The sequence below is a fragment of the Streptomyces endocoffeicus genome, assembly GCF_016741935.1.
GTDB lineage: Bacteria > Actinomycetota > Actinomycetes > Streptomycetales > Streptomycetaceae > Streptomyces > Streptomyces endocoffeicus.
The window spans coordinates 326,605-347,297 of record NZ_JAERRG010000007.1 but is presented as its reverse complement, the minus strand read 5'-3'; the positions used below and the strand labels follow the sequence as shown (position 1 = coordinate 347,297).

Below are 20,693 nucleotides of genomic sequence, written 5' to 3'. Positions count from 1 at the left end.
GACAGCCCTACAGGAAGCGCGAGAGGAAGGCCCGGGTGCGGGGGTTGGCCGGGCTGTCCAGCACCTCCTGCGGGGTGCCGGTCTCCAGCACCTGGCCGTCGTCCATGAATACGACCCGGTCCGCCACCTCCTTCGCGAACCCGATCTCATGCGTCACCACGAGCATGGTGAGGCCGTCCCGGGCCAGGTCGCGCATGGTCGCCAGGACCTCGCCGACGAGTTCCGGGTCCAGGGCGCTGGTCGGCTCGTCGAAGAGCATCAGCTTCGGCCGCATGGCCAGGGCGCGGGCGATGGCCACGCGCTGCTGCTGACCGCCGGACAGCTGGCGCGGATACGACGCCGCCTTTTCGGCCAGCCCCACCCGGGTCAGCAGCTCCATCGCCGTCTTCCGCGCCTCGGCCTTGGAGAGGCCGAGCACGCCGACCGGGGCCTCGATGACGTTCTCCAGGACCGTCTGGTGCGGGAAGAGGTTGAAGTGCTGGAACACCATGCCGATGTCGCGTCGCTGCCGGGTCACCTCGCGCGGGCGCAGATGGTGGACGCGTTCGCCCGACCGCCGGAAGCCGATCAGCCTGCCCTCCACATGGATGGAGCCCGCGTCGATCTGCTCCAGGTGGTTGATGCAGCGCAGAAAGGTCGACTTACCGGAACCGGACGGCCCCAGGAGCACCACGACCTCGCCCCGGCCCACCTCGAGGTCGATACCGCGCAACACCTCCAGCTGCCCGAACCGCTTGCGGACCCGCTGGGCCACGACCATCGGCACCTCCGCGGCGGCCGCCTCGGGGGCGGTGGCCGCCTGGGTGTCCTGGACCGTCATGTCTCCTCCTTGGCGAGGGGGCTGTCCGCCGCCGGGGACGGGGCGTCCGGGCGTCGGCGGAAGAGCGCGAAGTTCCAGAACCCCTGAGGGGCGTGGCGGGTCGCCCCGCGCGCGTAGTACCGCTCGATGAACGACTGGCCGACGTACAGCACGGACGTCATGACCAGGTACCACAGGCACGCCACGATCAGCAGCGGGATGGTCTCGAAGGTGCGGTTGTAGATCGACTGGACGGTGTAGAGCAGGTCGGCCAGAGCGAGCACGCTCACCAGCGAGGTCGCCTTCAGCATGTTGATGACCTGGCTGCCGGTCGGCGGGATGATGAAGCGCATGGCCTGCGGGAGGATGACCCGCCGCAGGATCCTCGCGCGGCCCATGCCGAGCGCGGCGGCGGCCTCCGTCTGGCCCTGGTCGACACCCAGCAGACCGCCGCGCACGATCTCGGCCATGTACGCGGCCTCATTGAGCCCGAGGCCGAGGATGGCGGCGAGCCAGGGGGTGATGAGCGTGTTGGTGTGCCCGCTGATGAATTCGGGGCCGAACGGTACCCCGAAGGAGATCCTCGGCAGCAGCGCCGAGAGGTTGTACCAGAAGACCAGCTGCACCAGGACCGGGATGCCGCGGAAGAACCAGACGTAGGCGCCGCAGACCGTGCTCAGCACCCGGTTCTCCGACATCCGCCCCACCGCGACGAGCACCCCGCCGGCGATGCCGATGAGCATGGCGATCGCGGTCAGTTCGACCGTGGTGACGATGCCCTGCCCGATGACCTGGGCCCCGAAGTAGGCGCCGACGGTCCCCCATTCGAAGTGCGGATTGGTGACCAGGAAGTGGACGAGCTGGGCGCCGAGGACCGCGAGGAGCAGGACCGCGAGCCAGCGCAGCGGATGGCGGACGGGGGACGCCCCGGCCACGTCGACGACGGGGACGGCACCGGGCGGGAGCTCGGCCTTCCCGGGGTCGTCCCGGGTGGCCGGCGGTTGTGTGGTGGCCATGGGTGGGCTCACCTCCTCACAGGATCAGGACTCGCCGCCGAGGTTGACGCCCGGCTTGTCGAGGGTGTTGGCGGACAGGCCCCACTTCTTCATGATCTTTCCGTAGGTGCCGTCGTCGATGAGCTTGCCGAGCGCCTTGAGGAGCACATCGCGCAGCGGGGATCCCTTGGCGACGACCGCGCCCTGGTAGAGGTCGTCGAAGCCGTTGCCCTTGCCGGTGCCGGTCAGTTCGAGCTGGTCCTTGGCCTGCGCCACGAAGTACGTCAGCGGCGCCTGGGAGGAGAAGAAGGCGTCCGCGCGGCCGGAGCGCACCGCCAGGATGGAGCCGGGCTGGTCCTTGTACGACTGGACCTTCACGGCCTCCTTGCCGTCCTTCTCGCAGGTGAGCGCCTGTTTCTTGATGACGCCCTCGGCGGACCCGCCCGCCATCACCGCGATCCGCTGCCCGCAGGTGTCGGCCAGGGAGCTGATGTGGTGCGGATTGCCCTTGGGCACGGCGAAGACGACGAATTCCCGCACCCAGTCGACGAAGTCGTTCGCGCCCTGCCGGTCCTTGAAGTCGCCGACGGGGCCGAGGGCGAAGTCGTAGCGGCCCGCCTTGATGCCGGTGAGCTGGCTGGGCAGCCCGTCCGTGGTCACATGCCGGATCTTCACGCCGAGGACCTGCCCGAGTGCATCGGCGAGGTCGGCGGAGGCCCCGGTGAGGCTGTGGCCGTCCGAACCGGCGATCTCGTAGGGCGGGAAGGAACCGTTGTTGACCGACACCAGCGTGCCGGAGGTGCGGTTCTTCGCGGGCAGCCGCGCGTGCAGCGCCTTGTCCTCGGGGAGCTTGGCGGATACCGCCTTGGAGCCGCCGGAGTCGGTGGCGCCCTCCGCCTGGGGCGGGTTGGCCCCGCAGGCGGCCAGGGCGAGACAGCAGGACAGGGCGGTGGCCGCGGTGGCCAGGGGACGTCTCATGGGGATGCTCACTGGGGCGCTCCGAGGGGGATGACGGTGGGGTCGACGGCGAACCGGCGGTTGGCCAGGACGGGAAGGGTGCGACGGGCCGCGGCGGTGGCGTCGGGAGCGGCGTCCGCCCAGGCCAGCCCGGGGGCGGCGGCGAGGCGGGAGCGGACGGTGCCGAGCGGGTCGACGACGAGGCTGTTGCCGATGTTGCGCGGACCGCATTCGCCGCTCGCCGCCACCCAGCAGGTGTTCTCCAGGGCCCGTGCGGTGACCATGACCTCCCAGTGCCGTTCCTTGGCCGGGCCGCGCACCCACGCCGCGGGCAGGGCCAGCACCTCGGCACCGGCGTCCACCAACAGCCTGGCCAGCTCGGGGAAGCGGACGTCGTAGCAGGTCATCAGGCCCACCTTGGTGCCCGCCACATCGATGACGACGGGCGGCTCGTCCGCCGGGCGGACGTTGGCCGACTCCAGATCGCCGAAGGCGTCATAGAGATGGATCTTGCGATAGCGGGCGATCAGCTCACCGTCGCGCAGCGCCACCAGGGTGTTGAACACCCGGCCGTCCTCGGACGGCTCATGGATGCCGACCACCACGGTGACGGCGGACCCGGCGGTGGCGGCGAGCATCTCGGTGACGAAGGGGCCGTCGAGGGGCTGGGCCACCTCGCGGATGCGGTGGCGGTCCTCGGTGAAGCGGGCCAGCACGCCCTCGGGGAGGACGAGCAGATCCGCGCCGCCCCGCACCGCCTCGGCGGTGAGCTCCTGGCAGGCGGCCAGGTTGTCCTTCCAGTCGGGGGAGGCGGCGAACTGTCCTACGGCGATGCGCATATGGGGTGCTCCGGAGCGGTTCAGAGTGCGGGAAGGGCGGTGGGGGACGGGGTGCGGAGTGGGGGAACGGCGGCGGGGGGCGGGGGTCAGAGCGCGGGAACGGCGGCGAGGGTGGGGTCGGGGAAGACCACATCGGGGTCTATGGGCTCGGGCCAGACGCCCTGGGCGTACAGCTCCTCGCAGAAGGCCCGGGTCATCTCCGCGTTGCTCTTCGTCCCGTACGGCATCCAGTCGTCGCCGAACAGCCGCGCCGACTCGGTCAGCTCGTGCAGCAGCCACGGTGTGGTGTCGGCGAGCAGCCGGCGCCTGCCGAGCCACCGGCGCTTGGACTCCTCCAGGCCCGTGAGCAGGGCGGCGGGCAGCGCCGGATGGGCCTCGACGACCTCCCGCTTGAGCGTCACCAGGTGGATGCCGGGGACGAACCCGGTGGCCTCCCAGTAGGCGCGCTCCTCGGCGCGGTGGTCGTCGAGCAGATGGCGGAAGCGGCTGGTCCTGGTGAACAGCTCCCGCGGCATGAAGGGGGAGAGCAGCGCGTCCAGCCGGCCCGCGGCCAGCTCGTCCACCAGGGATTCGCCCTCGGCCATGACCGAGACATTGGCGGGCAGCGGCCGATTGCCCACCCGGTCCTTGCCGGTCTCGTCGGCGGTCAGCGGTCCGATCAGCCACTGGATGCCCGCGAGGTCCACTCCGGCGCCGCGCAGCAGGGCCCGGGTCCAGGTGTTGCCGGAGTCGGGCCAGCCGGTGAGCCCGACGCGGGCCCCGGCGAGCTGTCCGATGGAGCGCAGCGGGCTGTCCTCGCGGACCAGTACGCAGCGGTGGCGAAAGCCGCGCATCACGAACGCGGGGAGCCCGACGAGACGGTCGTCGCCCGCCGCGCGGGCCTGGACATAGCGGCTGAACGAGGTCTCACCGCCGTCGAGACCGGGTTCGGTGAGGACGTCGGGGGTGACGTCCCGCGCATCGATCCGGACCGTGAAGCCGGGGATCTCGACGAGCCCGGAGGCGAGGGGAACCAGATGGTCCCAGTCGCGAAGTCCCAGGCGTATCACGGGAGATGACACAGTACGCACTCCTTGCACATGGCATTTTCGGCGCAAAGCTCGCATTCGGCTGCGCGATGCCAGGCAGGCTATTGTTCAGGGAATCGACCAGACAAGATCTGTTTTGTTACCGAACATAGTTTTTCCGTGTCGTAACCTGCTGACCGGCCGCCGGCCGACAGACCGACGAGGGGTGCGCCGATGCAGGAGAACACCGCGGATCCGGCCGCCACCCGGCCGGGGAATCCGGCCTCCGTGGCCGGGCTGGCCGCCCGTATCCCGGACACCAGCGCACGCGGTATCGCGGCCGCCATGACCGATCTCATCCGGGCCGGGGAGCTGGCGCCGGGCAGTGCGCTGCCCACCGTGCGCGCGCTCGCCGCCGGGCTGGGGGTGAGCCCCGGCACCGTGGCGGAGGCATGGGCGGTGCTGCGCAAGCACCGGATGATCGCCACACTCGGCCGCCGCGGCAGCGTCGTCAGCGGTCCGCCGACCGTTCCGCATCCCACCCGCTACGAACGCGTCGGGGACTTCGGCGACCATCTCGCACTGGACCTCGCCGTCGCCGCCCCCGACCCCGCCCTGCTGCCCCCGCTGGAGAACGCCCTGCTCGCGGGGGCCCGGACCCCGCGGCTCAACGACTACGCGCGCACGGCCATCACCGACGGCCTGCTGGCGGCGGTACGGGACACCTGGCCCTACCGGCCGGACGCCTGGATGGCGGTGGGCGGTGGCTACGAGGGGGTGCAACTGCTCTGCCAGGCCCTGCTGGTGCCGGGGGACCGGGTGGCGGTGGAAGATCCGACGGCGGCGCGGCTGCTGGACATCCTCGAGGCGCTGGATGCCCAGACCGTGCCCGTGGCCTGCGACGACCAGGGGCCGCTTGCCGACTCACTGGCCCAGGCGCTGCGGGCCCGCCCGGCGCTTTACCTGCACCAGTCCAGGGCCCAGGTGCCCTGCGGCTGGTCGCTCGGCCCCGAACGGGCCGCCGAGCTGGCCGGGGTGCTGGAGGGGGCGCCGAACGTCGTCATCGTCGAGGACGACGGCCTCGGCCCCCTGACCACCGGCCCGGCCGCCGTCCTCGGCGCCCGTCTGCCGCACCGGACGGCCCTGGTCCGCTCGTACTCCAAGGCATACGGCCCGGATCTGCGGATCGCCGTGGTCGGAGGCCCGCGGGAGATGATCGAACGGGCGCGGGTGCTGCGCACCTTCGGCACGGGATGGACCAGCCGCATCCTTCAGGACGCCCTGGCGCATCTGCTCGCCGACGAGGAGGCGGGCCGGTGCGTGCGCGAGGCCGCCCGGCGCTATGACGCCCGGCGGTCCGCGCTGGCCGTACGACTGGCCGAGCGTGGGGTGCACACCGCCAACCGGGACGGTCTGATGCTGTGGGTGCCGGTGGTGGACGAGACCTCCGCGCTGGTCACCCTGGCCGCCCGGGGAATCACCGTTTCGCCGGGCAGCCGGTTCTGCGTCTCCTACGCGCGTCCCCATGTGAGGGTCGCCACCAGCAGGCTGACCCGGGACGGGACGCCGCTCGACGAGATCGCCGAGCTGATCGCACTCGCCGCGTCCTCCTCCGCCGGCCGGATGGAGTGACCCCCCGGCCGGTCAGCGGTGTCTGCTCAAAGGCAGACGCTCAGCGTCGGCGCAGGCTCTTGTCCGCGAGCGACGGCGGCACGTAGTAGTTGTCCGCCCGGTTGAGGTCGGTACCCGGCGGGACGATCTCGTCGATCCGGTCCAGGACGTCCTCGCTCAGCTCCACCTCGGACCCGGCGAGCAGATCCTCCAGGTGCTCCATCGTGCGCGGGCCGATGATCACCGAGGTGATGGCCGGATGCGCCCGTACGAAGGCGATGGCCATGTGCGGCAGCGAGAGCCCGGCGTCGGAGGCCAGCTCGGCCAGCGCGCCGACCGCCTCCAGCTTGCGCGCGTTGTCGGGCAGCGACGGGTCGAACTTGTGCCTCTCCACGGCCGCCCGGCCGCCGGACAGATCGATGTCGGACGCCTTGGTGTAGCGGCCCGTGAGCCAGCCCGCCGAGAGCGGACCCCAGCTCAGCACGCCCATCCCGTACTTCCGCGCGGTCGGCAGCACCGCCGCTTCCACACCGCGCGCCAGGATCGAGTACGGCGGCTGCTCGCTGCGGAACCGCACGTGCCCGCGCCGCTCGGAGACCCACTGGGCCTCCACGATCTGCTCCGCCGGGAAGGTGGAGGAGCCGACGGCGCGCACCTTGCCCGCCCTGACCAGGTCGGACAGGACCGACAGCGTCTCGTCGACGTCCGTCGTCGGGTCCGGCCGGTGGATCTGGTAGAGGTCGATGTAGTCCGTGCCCAGACGGCGCAGGCTGTTCTCCACCTCATGGGTGATCCAGCGCCGTGAGTTGCCGCCGTGGTTGGGGTCGTCGCCCATCGGGAAATGGGCCTTGGTCGCGAGGACGATGTCGTCACGGCGGCCCTTGAGGGCCTTGCCGACGATCTCCTCGGATTCGCCCTCGGAGTAGACGTCGGCGGTGTCGACGAAGTTGACGCCCGCGTCGAGGGCGCGGTGGATGATCCGTACCGAGTCCTCATGATCGGCGTTGCCCAGGGCGCCGAACATCATCGCGCCCAGGGCGTACTCGCTCACCGAGATGCCGGTTCCGCCCAGGATCCTGCGCTTCATGGCAGCTGCCTTCCTTTGCCTTCCGCGGCCTTTGCCTTCTGCGGCCTTTGTCTTCCGTGGCCTTTGCCTTCTGTGGCGTCCTGCGCCTTCAGCCTCGGCGCCGGGCGGGGACCTCACCAGGCCCGGCTCAACCTGGGTCTGCCAGAACCACCTGTCCGGCCCAGAATCCGGCGTTCCCGGGATAATGGAGCGATGGGCCATTCCGAACCGGAGATCAAGGGGTTTCTCAAGACGCGCCGCGCCGCGCTCGACCCGGCCGAGCTGGGGCTGCCGGACGGGGTCGTCCGGCGCCGGGTGCGCGGTCTGCGCCGTGAGGAGGTCGCTCAGCGGGCCGGGATCAGCGTCGACTACTACACCCGTATCGAGCAGGGCCGGGCCCCGGCCATATCGGACTCGGTGGTCGACGGACTGGCGCGGGCGCTGCGGCTGACCCCGTCCGAGCACACCTATCTGCGCAACATCACCCTGCCCCGGCGGCGCGCCGGGGAGCCCGACCCCGACCCGCGGCCGCGGGTGCGGCCGGAGATCCAGCAGTTGCTGAACGCGATGGACGGCACCGTCCCGGCCTATGTCTACGGACCGGCGATGGACATCCTGGCCTGGAACACCCTCGGCACCCGGCTCGGCATCGACTACGCCGCGATCCCCGAGGAGCGGCGCAACGGCCCGCTGCTGGTCTTCCTCGACCCCCGGCTGCGGGAGCTCCATCCGAACTGGGCCGAGGTCGCCGATGACACGGTGGCCGGGCTGCGCGCGGAGACCGGCCGCCACCCGGGCAGTTCGCGGGTGTGCCGGGTGACCCATGAGCTGCTGGAGCGGAGCGAGGAGTTCCGGCGGCGGTGGGAGGCGCAGGGGGTGCAGGAGCGGACGCGGGGCGTCAAGCGGTTCCGCCATCCGGGGGCGGGGGAGCTGGTGCTGCGGTTCGAGGCGTTCGTGCTGCCCGCGGATCCGGGGCAGATGCTGTGTACCTATACGGCCGACGAGGGGTCGGCGACGGCGGAGGCGCTGAAGGTGCTGGCGGGCGCGGCGGCGGTGGCCTGAGGGCCACTGGCGGCCGCTGACGGCCCGGGACGCGATCCCTTTTTGCCGCGTCCCACCTCCTTGACGCGACTGGAAACTTTCCTTACTTTCATTTCCTCCCACGGTGGCGCCAGTGGCGCGAGAGGGCAATGGAGGTCCGGATGTCCGGCACCGAGGGCGGATTCGTCCGCCGTATCGGCCTGTTCCAGTCGACCGCCATCAACATGAGCCAGATGTGCGGCATCGGGCCGTTCGTCACGATCCCCCTCATGGTCGCCGCCTTCGGCGGACCACAGGCCGTCATCGGCTTCGTCGCGGGCGCGGTGCTCGCGCTCGCCGACGGGCTGATCTGGGCCGAGCTGGGCGCCTCGCTGCCCGGGGCCGGGGGCAGCTATGCGTATCTGCGCCAGGCGTTCCAGTACCGCAGCGGCAAGCTGATGCCGTTCCTGTTCGTCTGGACGGCGATGCTGTTCATCCCGCTGATCATGTCCACGGGTGTGGTCGGTCTGGTGCAGTATCTGGGCTATCTGTGGCCGGATATGACGCAGACCCAGGGCGATCTGGTCGGGCTCGGCGTCATCGTTCTGGTCATCGGGCTGCTGTGGCGGGGCGTCGAGCACATCGCCCGGATCACGGCCGTCATGTGGTGCGTGATGATCGCCTCCGTGGTCCTGGTGATCGTGGCGGCCTTCAGCCACTTCGACGCGGGGCAGGCGTTCACCTATCCGGACCACGCCTTCGAGCTGACCAGCGGTCACTTCTGGACCGGGTTCGCCGCGGGCCTGACCATCGGCATCTACGACTACCTCGGCTACAACACCGCCGCGTACATGGGCGCCGAGATCAAGGACCCCGGCCGCACCCTGCCGCGGGCGATCGTCACCTCGATCGCCGGGATCATGGGGATCTATCTGCTGCTGCAGATCGGCACCCTCGGCGTCGTCGACTGGCACGAGATGACCGACCCCGACTCGGTGGCCGCCCAGTCCGTCGCCTCGGCGGTGCTGGAGGAGACCTGGGGGAAGGGCGCGGCCGACGTCGTCACCGTGCTCATCCTCATCACGGCCTTCGCGTCCGTCTTCGCCGGGCTGCTGGGTGGCTCCCGGGTGCCGTACGACGCCGCCCGCGACCGGGTCTTCTTCCGGCCGTTCGGCACGCTCCACCCGCGCCATCGCTTCCCCGTGCTGGGCCTGGCCACGATGGGTGTCGTGACGGCGATCGGCTTCCTCATCGGCCGCCACACCGATCTGGCCACCCTCATCCAGCTGCTGACCACGGTCATGGTGATCGTGCAGGCCCTGGCGCAGGTCGTCGCCGTCACGGTGCTGCGCCGCCGCCAGCCCGGCCTGCGGCGGCCGTACCGGATGTGGCTCTATCCGCTGCCGAGCGTGGTGGCGCTGGTGGGCTGGCTGGTGATCTACGGCTACGCGGACAAGAACTCCCCCGGGCGGCACCCCATCGAATGGTCGCTCGCCTGGGTCGCGGCGGGGTGTGTGGCGTTCGTGCTGTGGGCGCGGATGGAGAAGGTGTGGCCGTTCGGCCCGAAGGAGATCAGCGAGGAGTACGCGGCCGGGGCCGACCCCGACACGGAAGGGGGCACCCGGGGCACGGGGAACGGCCCGGATGGCCCGAACGGCTCGGATGGCCCGAACGGCTCGGACGGCCCGAATGGCTCGGACGGCCCGAATGGCCCCAACGGCGCCGTCAGCCCCGGGGCGCCAACGCCTCCCACCGCACCGTGACCTCGCCCTGACGCCAGCGCCGCGGGCCGTCGGTGAGCGGCCAGCCCTCGGCGCGCAGCGACTGGGCGCTGCGTATCCAGCGCTGACGGGCGCTGAGCGGCGCGTACGGGGCGGCGGCCGCCCAGGCGCGGTCGAAATCGCGCAGGAAGGTGTGCACCGGCTCGCCCGGCACATTGCGGTGGATCAGCGCCTTGGGGAGCCGTTCGGCCAGGTCGGAGGGGCGTTCCAGGGAGCCGAGGCGGGCCGCGAAGGTCACGGTGCGCGGGCCCGCCGCGTCCAGCGCGACCCATACGTGCCGCCGCCCGATCTCGTCGCAGGTGCCCTCCACCAGCAGCCCGCCGGGCGCCAGCCGGGCGCACAGCCGCCGCCACACGGCGGCGACCTCGCCCTCCTCGTACTGCCGCAGCACATTGGCCGCCCGGATGAGCACCGGGCGGGCCCCGCCGGGCAGCGGCACCTCGAAACCGCCGTGCGCGAAGGTGAGCCCCTCGCGCTCGTACGGCCGCGCGGCGAGCACGCGCCCGGGGTCGATCTCGACCCCGACGACGCGGGCCCCGGCCCGTACGATCCGCAGCCGGTCCAGCAGCTCGACGGCGGTCCAGGGGGCCGCCCCGTAGCCCAGATCCACCGCCACCGGCGCGTCCGCGGCCCGGCGCAGCGCGGGCCCGTGCGCCGCCGCGATCCACCGGTCCATCCGGCGCAGCCGGTTGGGGTTGGTGGTCCCGCGGGTCGCCGAACCGATCGGGCGGGACGGCGGGGGAACGCGGGCGGGCATGGCGCTGAGCCTATGCCGGGGCGGGCGCTGAGCCTGTGGCGGGGCGGAGGGGGAGCCGGTGCCGGGGCGGACGCTGAGCCTGTGGCGAGGCAGGCGGGGAACCCATGCCGGGGCAGGCGGAGAGCCCATGCCGGGGCGGTCGGGGAGCCCATGCCGGGGCGGCCGGGGGGTGGCCCTCGGACATCAGAACGTCACGCTTTGGCAAAGCGGAAATGGGAACCATACGTTCCGGTGTTGACGCCGTGGAGGGAGCCCGCCCCGGCAAGGAGGTAACGCGCGGTGAGCCAGCACGCGTCCCGGCTCGGCGGCCTGCGAGGCCGGTCCCATATACCGTTCGGCGCCCCGTCCCACCAGCGGCTACGTCGTATTCCACGGCGGCCGCGGCGGATCGCGATGCTCAGCGTCCACACCTCGCCGCTGCATCAGCCCGGCACCGGCGACGCCGGTGGCATGAACGTCTACATCGTGGAGCTGGCCAGGCGCCTGGCCGCCATCGACATCGAGGTGGAGATCTTCACCCGGGCCACCACCGCCGTGCTGCCCCCGGCCGTCGAACTGGCCCCCGGGGTGCTCGTCCGGCATGTGGACGCCGGGCCCTACGAGGGGCTGGCCAAGGAGGACCTCCCGGCACAGCTGTGCGCGTTCACCCACGGCGTCATGCAGGCGTGGGCCGGGCACCGGCCGGGCCACTACGATCTCGTCCACTCCCACTACTGGCTCTCCGGGCACGTCGGCTGGCTGGCCGCCGAGCGCTGGGGAGTGCCGCTGGTGCACGCCATGCACACCATGGCCAAGGTCAAGAACGCCGCGCTGGCGGCGGGCGACACCCCCGAGCCCGCGGCCCGCGTCATCGGCGAGCAGCAGATCGTCCGCGCCGCCGACCGGCTGATCGCCAACACCACCGAGGAGGCGGAGGAACTGGTGCGCCACTACGAGGCGGCGCGCGAGCTGGTGGCGGTCGTCCACCCCGGGGTGAACCTCGACCGCTTCCGGCCCGCCGACGGCCGGGCCGCCGCCCGCGCCCGGCTGGGGCTCCCGGCCGACGCGCTCATACCCCTGTTCGCCGGGCGCATACAGCCGCTGAAGGCCCCCGACATCCTGCTGCACGCCGTCGCCCACCTCCTGGAGGAGGACCCCTCGCTGCGCGAGCGCATGGTCGTGCCCGTGGTCGGCGGCCCCAGCGGCAGCGGCATGGCCAAGCCCGAGGGGCTGCACAAGCTGGCGGCGCGGCTCGGGATCTGCGATGTGGTCCGGTTCCGGCCGCCCTGTGCGCAGGACGAGCTCGCGGACTGGTACCGGGCGGCGTCCGTGCTGGTCATGCCGTCGTACAGCGAGTCGTTCGGGCTGGTGGCCATCGAGGCGCAGGCATGCGGCACCCCGGTCGTGGCGGCCTCGGTGGGCGGCCTTCCGGTGGCCGTACGGGACGGGGTCAGCGGCACGCTGATCGACGGCCACGACCCCGCCGACTACGCCCGCGCCCTGCGCCCCTTCGTACAGGACCCGGGGCGGGTGGACCGGATGGGCGCGGCGGCGGCGCGGCACGCCGAGTCCTTCGGGTGGGACACGGCCGCCGCGGCGACGGCGGAGGTGTACACGGAGGCGATGCGCGAGCGGCGTCGCCTACGATCGGCCCATGGCTGACCCCAAGGCTGACCCCAAGGCCGAGCCCGAGGCTGACCGTAAGGCTGACACCACGGCCGAGGCCGACCGTAAGGCCGATACCACGGTCGACACCGCCCCGGAGGGTGACCGTAAGGCCGACACCGCCCCCGAGGGCGACCCCCGGGCCGTCATCGAACGGACGCTGAACGACGCCGAACTGGAGTGGGAGAGTCCGGAGGACGGCACCTACGTCATCACGCTCCCGGGCACCCGCAAGCTGTCGACCACCTGCTCACTGCGGGTCGGCCGGCACTCCCTCTCGGTCAACGCCTTCGTCGTCCGTCACCCGGATGAGAACCACGAGGCGGTCCACCGCTGGCTGCTGGAGCGCAACACCCGGCTGTACGGGGTGAGTTACGCGATCGACCAGCTCGGCGACATCTATCTGGTGGGCAAGCTGCCGCTCGTGGCCGTCACCCCGGAGGAAGTGGACCGGCTGCTCGGCACGGTGCTGGAGAACGCGGACGGCAGCTTCAACACACTGCTGGAGATGGGCTTCGCCACGGCCATTCGCAAGGAGTACGCGTGGCGTACCGCGCGGGGCGAATCGACCCGGAATCTTGAGGCGTTCAGCAATCTGACCCGGGGCGCGGCGAAGTGAACGACCGGGCCCCGGCCCGATCTTCGCCCGACCCCGACCTTTCTGCTTGACCTACGCCCATGTGACCTAAGCCCATCCTGACGCGACCCCTTCCGCGCGCCCCTGCCCCATGGCATTCTCACGCCGTCTCTCACCTGAACTGCGTTCACATCCATGGAAGGCGGGGCTGGCTCATGGGCACGGAGATCGGCAGAAGGCAGTTGCTCGGCGGTGCGATGGGACTGGCGGCGGGCGCCACGCTCCTGGGGGCGGGGGCCCCGCTCCTGACCGCCACGGACGCGGCGGCGGTCGCACCGCCTACACCGGGCGGGGCCCGTACGTCCGGCGGGACGGGCACGTCCGGCGAGGCCCGTACGTCCGCCCTCTGGCGTGAGTTCCGCGCCCGCCCGTACACCCACCCCCAGATCCCCTACGTCGGCCGCGCCGGATACCTCGGCGGCCGCACGAGCTTCCCCCGCCTGCCCGTCGTCGCGGACGTCCGCGCCTTCGGCGCCCGGCCCGACGGCTCCGCGGACGCCGCCCCCGCGATCAACCGCGCCATCGTGGCGGCCGGCCGCCGCGGCGGCGGCACGGTGCTGGTGCCGCCCGGGACGTACCGCGTGGACGACGTCATCCGCCTCGGCTACGACAACGTCGTACTGCGCGGCGCGGGCAGTGGCCGCACCACTCTCCACGCGACCCGTAACCTCACCGAGCTGATCGGCCCGTACGGCAGCCGCTACGGCGGCAACAAGTCGTCCTGGTCCTGGGCCGGCGGGCTCATCTGGATCTGCCCGGACGCCCGCTGGCGCTCCCTCACCGACGCGATCCGGGCCCAGGCGTGGCCGTTCGAGGGCTGGACCGGCAACCGGCGCGACGAATGGCACACCCTTACCGACTTCGCCGCCCCCGCCCGCCGCGGCGACTGGACGGTGACCGTCGAGGACCCGTCCGCCCTGCGCCGCGGCGACCGCGTGCTGCTCCAACTCACCGACGACGACGCGCACTCGCTGCTGGCCCATATGGCCGGTGATGTCGAGGGCGCCGCCGACTACGTCTGGGCCGACAAGACCAAGCTCACCTCGTACGTCCCTTACGAGTGGCCGTGCCGCGTCGTCGCCGTCGACCGGCGCCGCCGCCGGGTGACCCTCGACCGCCCGCTGCCGCTCGACGCCCGGTCCGCCTGGAAGCCCCGGTTCACCACGCTGGTGCGGCCGGTCACCGGCTCCGGGGTCGAGGGCATCACCCTCGACGTCGTCGAGACCCCGCAGTCGCAGCACCTGCTGGACAAGGGGTACAACGGCGTCGCGCTGCAGTGTGCGTGGGACTGCTGGGTGGACGACGTAACCGTCAACAACGTCGACAACGGCTTTCTGCTCGTCGCCGCCAAGGCGTGCACCCTGCGCCGCACCCGGGTGACGGGCCGCGGCAGCCACCATCCTTACTGCTGCCGTGAGGGCTCGCACGACAACCTCGTGGAGGACTTCGTCCTGGCCCAGCGCACCGTCCCGGCCCCGGCCGGGACCCAGCTGCACGGGATCAACGTGGAGGGGCTGTCCAGCTACAACGTCTGGTCGCGCGGCCGGATGGAGATGGGCACCTTCGACACTCACCGCGGGATGCCCTTCGCCAACGTCCGTACGGAGATCACCGTGGACAACACGGGGTCGCACGGCGGCGACGCGAGCGCCGGTCCGCTCTACGGTGCGCGGTTCGCCCACTGGAACGTCACGGTCACCAATCAGCGGGCCGGGTGCGTCAGGATCGACGACATCGCGCCGTACAGCGCGACGGTCGGGATCAGCGAGGTCCGGCAGTTCGGCCAGATCGACGTCCCGGACTTCACCGGTCCGCTCCACTCCCGTATCGAGTCCTACGGCCACCCGGAGGCGGTCCACCCCCGCAACCTCTACGAGGCGCAGCGCGCCCTCCACTGAGCCACTGAGACCCCACTGACATCACCGCCGACACCACCCCCCACTGACACCTCCCGCCGACACCTCCCGGAAAACACGGTGAGAAACGCGGTGAAGAAATACGGTCCATGAGGGCTCTTCATGGTGAACCGGCTCCGGCGGCCGGGAACCATGAAGAGGAGACACAACGGTGCTCATGGACAATCCGTGGCTCACGGTGGCAACGGTCGTGACGGTGGGGGTGCTACGGCTGATGGGGGACGTCATCCGCTGGCTGGCGGCGCGTTCGGGCGAACGGCTCCGAGCGCGCACGCTGGCCGAGTTGGTGAACAGAACGGAGCCGGGCACGGTCCTCACCGACCGCCGCCCCGACGGCGCGGCGCTGACGATACGGCGGCGGCCGGAGGAGCGAGGCGAGCGGGACGGGCGGGGCGAGCGCGGCGAGCGGGACGGGGGTCGATCGGAATGAGCGACACCGTCGAGGAGACTACGCGCGGCGGGCGGCCCGAGGAGGAGTTCGACGCCTTCTACGCCCGCACCTACCCCTGGCTGGCCGCCCGCGCGGTGATGCTCAGCGACAACCGGCAGAACGCCGAGGACGCGGTGCAGGAGGCGTACATCGAGGCGATGCGCCGCTGGCCCGAGGTCAGGGCGTGCGCCTCGCCCGAGGCATGGGTGACCACCACCATGCGGCGCAAGCTCTCGCGGGACGGGCGGCGCTGGTGGTTCCGCTGGAAGCCGGCCGAGATGACCGTCCCGGCCGCCACGACCGCGAGCGTGGAGGAGACCGCCGAGGCGCTGGCCGCCCTGCGCGCCCTCGGCACGCTGCCGCCGCGCCAGCGCCAGGTGGTCGTCATGCACTCGCTCGAGGGCATGAGCTACCAGGCGATCTCGGCTGAGCTGGGGATCTCCGTAGGCAGCGTCGGCAGCAACCTCCACAAGGCCCGCGCCCGGCTCAGCCTGCTGCTCGACGTCTCCCCGGAACTCGGCCGCGCGACCGACCGCCTCCTGACCCGCACCCCGAAGGACCCACTGAGCGTGGCCCTGTACGGGGCCGCGGAGTGGCTGTCGGCCGGGTTCAGCGGCGAGGACCGGGCGTTGCGAGGCGGGGGCGAAGGCGGGGGCGAAGGCGGAGGCCGCGACGGGGCCCGCGACGACGTCCGGAACATTGCCCCGAACCGCGCCCGCGACGGCATCCGGGGGCGTCGATGATCGCCACCGCCCGCGCGCTCCTCGCCCTCGCCCTGCTCGCCGTCTTCTACGCGCTGGTCGCGGCCATGGCGCTGCTCTGGGCGGCTTTTCTCGTGGCCGCCTTATGGACCGCGGGAACGCCGGAGGCCACGACGCCGCCCACCACCGTCGTCACCGCCTGCGCGGCGTTCGCCCCGATCGTCTTCGGCATGGTGTGGGCGGTGATCCGCACCGCCCGCCCCGCCGCCCCGCGCGCGGACGCGGTGACGGTGACCCGGCGCGGGGCGCCGGAGTTATGGCGCACGGTCGAGGAGCTGGCCCTCGAGGTCGGCACCCGGCCGCCCGGCCACATCAAGCTGACCGCCGAGGTCAACGCCTCCGTCACCGAGGACGCACCGCTCCTCGGCCTGGCCCCCGGCCGACGTGTCCTCTACCTGGGACTGCCCCTGCTGGCCGGTCTGTCGCCCGCCGAACTGCGCGCCGTCCTCGCGCACGAGCTGGGCCACTACTCCGGCCGCCACAGCCGCTTCGGCGCGGTCGCCCACCGGGGCGCGGCGGGCCTGGTCGCCGCCCGGCAGGCGATCCAGGACGCGTCGGCCGCGAACGACCTGGTGCGGCTGTACGCGGGCGTACCGCTGCTGCTGCTCGGCCTCTACACCCACGTCTTCCGCTGGCTCACCCGCCCGGTCCGGCGGCGGCAGGAGCTGGAGGCCGATCGCGAGGCGGCGCGGGTGGCCGGTCCGGGCGCCGTAGCCGACGCGCTGTGCTCCACGGCGGCGCTGGAGGCGGCGTGGCAGGAGTTCCTTGCGGACTTCCTCGCCCCGATGCGCCGGGCGACGGGCCGGATCCCCGACGATCCGTTCCGCGCCTTCGCCCATATGGTCGAGGCGCCCGAACTGCGGGAGCCGATGGCCGCGTTGCGCGCCCGAGCCGTCGAGCGGCCCGCGGACCCGGATGACGCGCATCCGGCCCTGGCCGTCCGGCTGGAACGGCTGTCACGCCTGCCCGCGCGGGGGCCTGGAACGGACCCCTTCCCCTCCCCGGAGCCTCTCTCCGTACAGCCGCGGTACGCGGTCGCGCTGGGCCGCGTCCTGCTGTCCGGCCCGGACGCGGGCACGAGGATGCCCTGGCGGGACTGGCTCACCGAGCTGGCGGAGCACCGCGCGGCACGAATCCTGACCCCGCTGGCGGAGGCGGTGCGCGGGGTGGAGGAGACGGAGGCGATGGTATGGAAGAAGGCGGAGCCGGACGGGGAGCCGGAGAGGCTGACAATCCACCGGGTGCTGCGACTGCTGGACGGCGGCCGCCGCATGCCGCTGGCGCGCGCGCTCAACGCCCGGCTGCCCGAGGGCGAGCGAATGCCCCGTGGCGATCAGACCGAACAGGACCCGCTCGCCCCCCTGGCCGGGGCCCTGGCCGTACTGATCGGGGCGCAACTGGTAGCGCGGGGGACCGCCTACTGGGCCATGAACTGGACCGGCCCCAGCATCCTCGTACCGCCCGACGGCATCGCCCCCGAGACCATCCGCACCTGGGCCGACACCGCCGTACGGCTCCCCGGCCAGACCCAGCGGCTCGGGCTGCACCTGGCCGCCCTGGGCGTGGACGAACGCGCACCGCTGCCCACCGCCGGCAGTGCAGGGGGCACGGCGGACGGGCCGGTGCCGGGGGAGAAGGCACGACGGATCAGCATCTCACCCGGTGTCACCGGCCCCGCACGCCAACGCATCACCGCCGTACGCGCGCTGGCGCTCACCGTGTTGCTGGGGCTGACGGGGCTGACGTTCGTCCTATGGGCGAACCGGGACGAGCCGAGCTACCCCGGCACCCCGGTGACCCGCTGGAACGACCGCTACCAGCCGGGCGGCGGCACGGGAACGGAACCCACTCCGTTCCCGACGTACCAGCGGCCCACCTTCCCGGCGTGGCCGACGCCCCCGGCGTACCACCTGCCCTCAGGCTCAGTGCCGAGCATCCACATCGCGCCGGTCATCCCGAGATCCACCCCCTGATCCTCACCGGAGACAGCACAGCCCCGCTATGAGGAGCCCGCCCCAACCGCAGGCACTCCACCACCGGAAGCAGCACCCACCCCACCCCCAGAGACGGCACCAACCTCACCAACCTCACCAGCCGAAGCCGAGGCCGCAACCGAAGCAGCAACCGAAGCCGAACCCGAAGCCGCAACCGAAGCCGAGGCTGAAGCCGCAACCGAAGCCGCAACCGCACCCACTCCACCCCCGCACTCCCCGGCCGCAGGCCGGCTCCGCAGGGCGCGCCCCAGCGCCGCGTACCCCCCGGCCGCCACCACCCCCACCACCGCGCTGGCCGCCCACAGCGCGTCCGCCCCGAAGCGGTCCATCACCGCCCCGCCCGCGAGCGGGGCGACGAGCGAGGCGAGGGACCACGACAGGGTGTACATCCCCTGATAGCGGCCGCGCCCATGGGTCGGGGAGAGCCGGGCGACCAGCCCCATCTGGGTGGGGGAGCTGATGATCTCGCCGATCGTCCAGACCAGCACGGCCAGCGCGTACATCCCGACCGACCCGGCGAAGGCGGTCAGCCCGAAGCCGGCGCCGGTCAGCAGCGCGGACACCATCAGCAGCGGCGCCGGATCGCGATGCTCGAGGAACCGCGTCACCGGGATCTGTACGGCCACGATCAGTACGCCGTTCGTCGCGATCGCGACGCCGAAGTCCGTACTGGACAGCCCGTCCGCCCCCATCGCCACGGGCAGCGCCACGAACGCCTGCTGGATGAGGGTCGCGACCAGAAACGACAGCGCGACCACGGCCATGAACCGCCGGTCCCGCAGCACCGTGCCCAAGCCGACCTCGCGCTCCGGCTCCACCGCCGCCCCCTCGGCGGCAGGCTCGCGCTCGGGCCGGGACTCCGGAACCTTGCCGAAGACGATGACCGCACACAGCAGCGTCATCCCGGCATCCGCCAGGAAGAGCGTGAGATAGCCATGGCGCGCGATCAGCCCGGCCGCCGCCGCGGAGACGGCGAAGCCGAGGTTGATGGCCCAGTAGTTGAGCGCGAAGGCCCGCACCCGGTCCCCGGGCGGGACGATGTCGGCGATCATCGCCTGCACCGCGGGCCGTGACGCGTTGCTGGTCATGCCCACCAGGCAGGCCACGACGGCGATGGCGACGGGGTTCTGGACGAACCCCAGCACGGCGACCGTGACCGCGGTCGACAGCTGCGAGACGAGCAGCGTGGGCCGCCGCCCCAGCCGGTCGGTCAGCACCCCGGCGACGACGGCCGACACGGCCCCGCCCAGCCCGTGCAGCGCGCCGACCAGCCCGGCGAACATCGCCGAATAGCCGCGATCCACGGTCAGGTACATGGCAAGAAAGGTGGCCACGAACCCGCCCAGCCGATTGACCAGCGTGGAGGTCCACAGCCACCAGAACTCCCGGGGCAGCCCCGAGACACTCTCCTTCGCGGCCTGCCTCAGTCGGACGACGGACACGGACGACTCCCCCTGTGAATGCCACACCCGGTGAGCGGCGCATCCCATAAGCGGCGCACCCCATGAGCGGCGCAGCCTGTAAGTGGTGCAACCAGCATGCGCAACTTACCGATACGGCCCCCACCCCGCCAGTCAATTGACGGGGTCCGTCAACCGACCCCCTCAGACCGGTCCAGTAGGCTCGACGGCATGGCCGACGCACCGTACAAGCTGATCCTCCTCCGCCACGGCGAGAGCGAGTGGAACGCGAAGAACCTGTTCACCGGCTGGGTGGACGTCAATCTGAACGAGAAGGGCGAGAAGGAGGCAGTCCGCGGCGGTGAGCTGCTGAAGGACGCCGGCCTGCTCCCCGACGTGGTCCACACCTCGCTCCAGAAGCGCGCGATCCGCACGGCCCAGCTGGCGCTGGAGTCCGCCGACCGCCACTGGATCCCCGTCCACCGCTCCTGGCGCCTCAACGAGCGCCACTACGGTGCCCTCCAGGGCAAGGACAAGGCCCAGACCCTCGCCGAGTTCGGCGAGGAGCAGTTCATGCTGTGGCGCCGCTCCTACGACACCCCGCCGCCCCCGCTGGACCGCGACGCCGAGTACTCCCAGTTCGCGGACCCGCGCTACGCGACCCTCCCGCCGGAGCTGCGCCCGCAGACGGAGTGCCTCAAGGACGTCGTCGTCCGCATGCTCCCGTACTGGTTCGACGGCATCGTCCCGGACCTCCTCACAGGCAAGACGGTCCTGGTCGCGGCCCACGGCAACTCGCTCCGCGCCCTGGTCAAGCACCTGGACGGCATCTCCGACGCCGACATCGCGGGCCTGAACATCCCGACGGGCATCCCGCTCTCCTACGAACTGGACGCCGACTTCAAACCGGTCAACCCGGGCGGCACCTACCTCGACCCGGACGCCGCGAAGGCCGCCATCGAGGCGGTCAAGAACCAGGGCAAGAAGAAGTAGCCTTTGTGATCATGCCTCCCACCCGCACTTACGGTGCGAGTGGGAGGCATTTTCGTGCCCGCTGACGCCGGTTCCGTATTCCACCG

The 20,693-nt window shown here is 72.0% G+C and carries 18 protein-coding genes; 10 read left to right on the top strand and 8 right to left on the bottom strand.

Translation table 11 applies throughout. The annotated features are described in order from the left end of the window. Nucleotides 1-7: 7 nt before the first annotated feature. The 5 genes from JK364_RS20135 to JK364_RS20115 form a co-directional block, all read right to left on the bottom strand. Entirely contained in the window at nucleotides 8-760 is a 753-nt protein-coding gene (locus JK364_RS20135; RefSeq protein ID WP_201852594.1) for an amino acid ABC transporter ATP-binding protein, read from the bottom strand. A 56-nt stretch (nucleotides 761-816) separates the two neighbouring features. Next, nucleotides 817-1,815: an amino acid ABC transporter permease gene (locus JK364_RS20130; RefSeq protein WP_201852491.1), complete on the bottom strand. Its 999-nt coding sequence runs from the start codon at nucleotides 1,813-1,815 to the stop codon at nucleotides 817-819. A 24-nt stretch (nucleotides 1,816-1,839) separates the two neighbouring features. After that, complete coding sequence (locus JK364_RS20125; RefSeq protein ID WP_201852490.1) at nucleotides 1,840-2,772, bottom strand: ABC transporter substrate-binding protein; 933 nt, start codon at nucleotides 2,770-2,772, stop codon at nucleotides 1,840-1,842. An 8-nt stretch (nucleotides 2,773-2,780) separates the two neighbouring features. After that, nucleotides 2,781-3,590, bottom strand: coding sequence for a deaminated glutathione amidase (locus JK364_RS20120; RefSeq protein WP_201852489.1), 810 nt, complete (start codon nucleotides 3,588-3,590; stop codon nucleotides 2,781-2,783). A gap of 86 nt (nucleotides 3,591-3,676) precedes the next feature. Continuing rightward, complete coding sequence (locus JK364_RS20115) at nucleotides 3,677-4,651, bottom strand: substrate-binding domain-containing protein (RefSeq protein ID WP_201852488.1); 975 nt, start codon at nucleotides 4,649-4,651, stop codon at nucleotides 3,677-3,679. A gap of 180 nt (nucleotides 4,652-4,831) precedes the next feature. On the opposite strand from JK364_RS20115, the gene JK364_RS20110 reads away from it, so the two are divergent. Then, nucleotides 4,832-6,229 (top strand): aminotransferase class I/II-fold pyridoxal phosphate-dependent enzyme, encoded by a 1,398-nt coding sequence (locus JK364_RS20110; RefSeq protein WP_201852487.1) that lies wholly within the window; start codon nucleotides 4,832-4,834, stop codon nucleotides 6,227-6,229. Between the two features lie 40 nt (nucleotides 6,230-6,269). On the opposite strand, the gene JK364_RS20105 is transcribed toward JK364_RS20110, so the two are convergent. Beyond that, complete coding sequence (locus JK364_RS20105) at nucleotides 6,270-7,295, bottom strand: aldo/keto reductase (RefSeq protein WP_201852486.1); 1,026 nt, start codon at nucleotides 7,293-7,295, stop codon at nucleotides 6,270-6,272. Between the two features lie 192 nt (nucleotides 7,296-7,487). Between JK364_RS20105 and JK364_RS20100 the strand changes: the two genes are divergently transcribed. Beyond that, the gene (locus JK364_RS20100; protein ID WP_201852485.1) at nucleotides 7,488-8,336 is read left to right on the top strand and encodes a helix-turn-helix transcriptional regulator; all 849 of its coding nucleotides are present in this window, start codon (nucleotides 7,488-7,490) and stop codon (nucleotides 8,334-8,336) included. Nucleotides 8,337-8,476: 140 nt separating this feature from the next. Continuing rightward, on the top strand, nucleotides 8,477-10,057 hold the full coding sequence (locus JK364_RS20095) for an APC family permease (protein WP_230992210.1): 1,581 nt from the start codon (nucleotides 8,477-8,479) through the stop codon (nucleotides 10,055-10,057). On the opposite strand, the gene JK364_RS20090 is transcribed toward JK364_RS20095, so the two are convergent. After that, nucleotides 10,020-10,832, bottom strand: a complete 813-nt coding sequence (locus JK364_RS20090; protein WP_201852484.1) for a class I SAM-dependent methyltransferase — start codon at nucleotides 10,830-10,832, stop codon at nucleotides 10,020-10,022. The genes JK364_RS20095 and JK364_RS20090 overlap by 38 nt on opposite strands. Nucleotides 10,833-11,111: 279 nt before the next feature. Here JK364_RS20090 and mshA point away from each other — a divergent pair, with 279 nt between their 5' ends. The 6 genes from mshA (at nucleotide 11,112) to JK364_RS20060 (ending at nucleotide 18,193) form a co-directional block, all read left to right on the top strand. Further along, nucleotides 11,112-12,473: a D-inositol-3-phosphate glycosyltransferase gene (gene mshA / locus JK364_RS20085; RefSeq protein WP_201852483.1), complete on the top strand. Its 1,362-nt coding sequence runs from the start codon at nucleotides 11,112-11,114 to the stop codon at nucleotides 12,471-12,473. A 151-nt stretch (nucleotides 12,474-12,624) separates the two neighbouring features. Further along, complete coding sequence (locus JK364_RS20080; RefSeq protein WP_201852593.1) at nucleotides 12,625-13,095, top strand: type III secretion system chaperone family protein; 471 nt, start codon at nucleotides 12,625-12,627, stop codon at nucleotides 13,093-13,095. Between the two features lie 173 nt (nucleotides 13,096-13,268). Beyond that, the gene (locus JK364_RS20075) at nucleotides 13,269-15,011 is read left to right on the top strand and encodes a glycosyl hydrolase family 28-related protein (protein ID WP_201852482.1); all 1,743 of its coding nucleotides are present in this window, start codon (nucleotides 13,269-13,271) and stop codon (nucleotides 15,009-15,011) included. A 169-nt stretch (nucleotides 15,012-15,180) separates the two neighbouring features. After that, complete coding sequence (locus JK364_RS20070; RefSeq protein ID WP_201852481.1) at nucleotides 15,181-15,459, top strand: hypothetical protein; 279 nt, start codon at nucleotides 15,181-15,183, stop codon at nucleotides 15,457-15,459. Next, on the top strand, nucleotides 15,456-16,202 hold the full coding sequence (locus JK364_RS20065) for an RNA polymerase sigma factor (protein WP_230992209.1): 747 nt from the start codon (nucleotides 15,456-15,458) through the stop codon (nucleotides 16,200-16,202). Before JK364_RS20070 ends, JK364_RS20065 begins: the two co-directional genes overlap by 4 nt. Next, nucleotides 16,199-18,193, top strand: a complete 1,995-nt coding sequence (locus tag JK364_RS20060) for a M48 family metalloprotease (protein WP_201852480.1) — start codon at nucleotides 16,199-16,201, stop codon at nucleotides 18,191-18,193. Before JK364_RS20065 ends, JK364_RS20060 begins: the two co-directional genes overlap by 4 nt. A gap of 26 nt (nucleotides 18,194-18,219) precedes the next feature. On the opposite strand, the gene JK364_RS20055 is transcribed toward JK364_RS20060, so the two are convergent. Then, complete coding sequence (locus JK364_RS20055; protein WP_201852479.1) at nucleotides 18,220-19,656, bottom strand: MDR family MFS transporter; 1,437 nt, start codon at nucleotides 19,654-19,656, stop codon at nucleotides 18,220-18,222. A gap of 189 nt (nucleotides 19,657-19,845) precedes the next feature. Here JK364_RS20055 and JK364_RS20050 point away from each other — a divergent pair, with 189 nt between their 5' ends. Next, a complete protein-coding gene (locus JK364_RS20050; RefSeq protein ID WP_201852478.1) occupies nucleotides 19,846-20,607 on the top strand; it encodes a phosphoglyceromutase in 762 nt (253 codons plus the stop codon). Nucleotides 20,608-20,693 lie beyond the last annotated feature (86 nt).

Bases quoted from the DNA above. Each gene is read 5' to 3' on its own strand.
- JK364_RS20125 (WP_201852490.1), bottom strand. From the start codon at position 2,772: ATGAGACGTCCCCTGGCCACCGCGGCCACCGCCCTGTCCTGCTGTCTC.
- JK364_RS20110 (WP_201852487.1), top strand. From the start codon at position 4,832: ATGCAGGAGAACACCGCGGATCCGGCCGCCACCCGGCCGGGGAATCCG.
- JK364_RS20060 (WP_201852480.1), top strand. From the start codon at position 16,199: ATGATCGCCACCGCCCGCGCGCTCCTCGCCCTCGCCCTGCTCGCCGTC.
- JK364_RS20095 (WP_230992210.1), top strand. From the start codon at position 8,477: ATGTCCGGCACCGAGGGCGGATTCGTCCGCCGTATCGGCCTGTTCCAG.
- JK364_RS20090 (WP_201852484.1), bottom strand. From the start codon at position 10,832: ATGCCCGCCCGCGTTCCCCCGCCGTCCCGCCCGATCGGTTCGGCGACC.
- JK364_RS20075 (WP_201852482.1), top strand. From the start codon at position 13,269: ATGGGCACGGAGATCGGCAGAAGGCAGTTGCTCGGCGGTGCGATGGGA.
- JK364_RS20105 (WP_201852486.1), bottom strand. From the start codon at position 7,295: ATGAAGCGCAGGATCCTGGGCGGAACCGGCATCTCGGTGAGCGAGTAC.
- JK364_RS20050 (WP_201852478.1), top strand. From the start codon at position 19,846: ATGGCCGACGCACCGTACAAGCTGATCCTCCTCCGCCACGGCGAGAGC.
- JK364_RS20100 (WP_201852485.1), top strand. From the start codon at position 7,488: ATGGGCCATTCCGAACCGGAGATCAAGGGGTTTCTCAAGACGCGCCGC.
- JK364_RS20130 (WP_201852491.1), bottom strand. From the start codon at position 1,815: ATGGCCACCACACAACCGCCGGCCACCCGGGACGACCCCGGGAAGGCC.
- JK364_RS20120 (WP_201852489.1), bottom strand. From the start codon at position 3,590: ATGCGCATCGCCGTAGGACAGTTCGCCGCCTCCCCCGACTGGAAGGAC.
- JK364_RS20135 (WP_201852594.1), bottom strand. From the start codon at position 760: ATGGTCGTGGCCCAGCGGGTCCGCAAGCGGTTCGGGCAGCTGGAGGTG.
- JK364_RS20065 (WP_230992209.1), top strand. From the start codon at position 15,456: ATGAGCGACACCGTCGAGGAGACTACGCGCGGCGGGCGGCCCGAGGAG.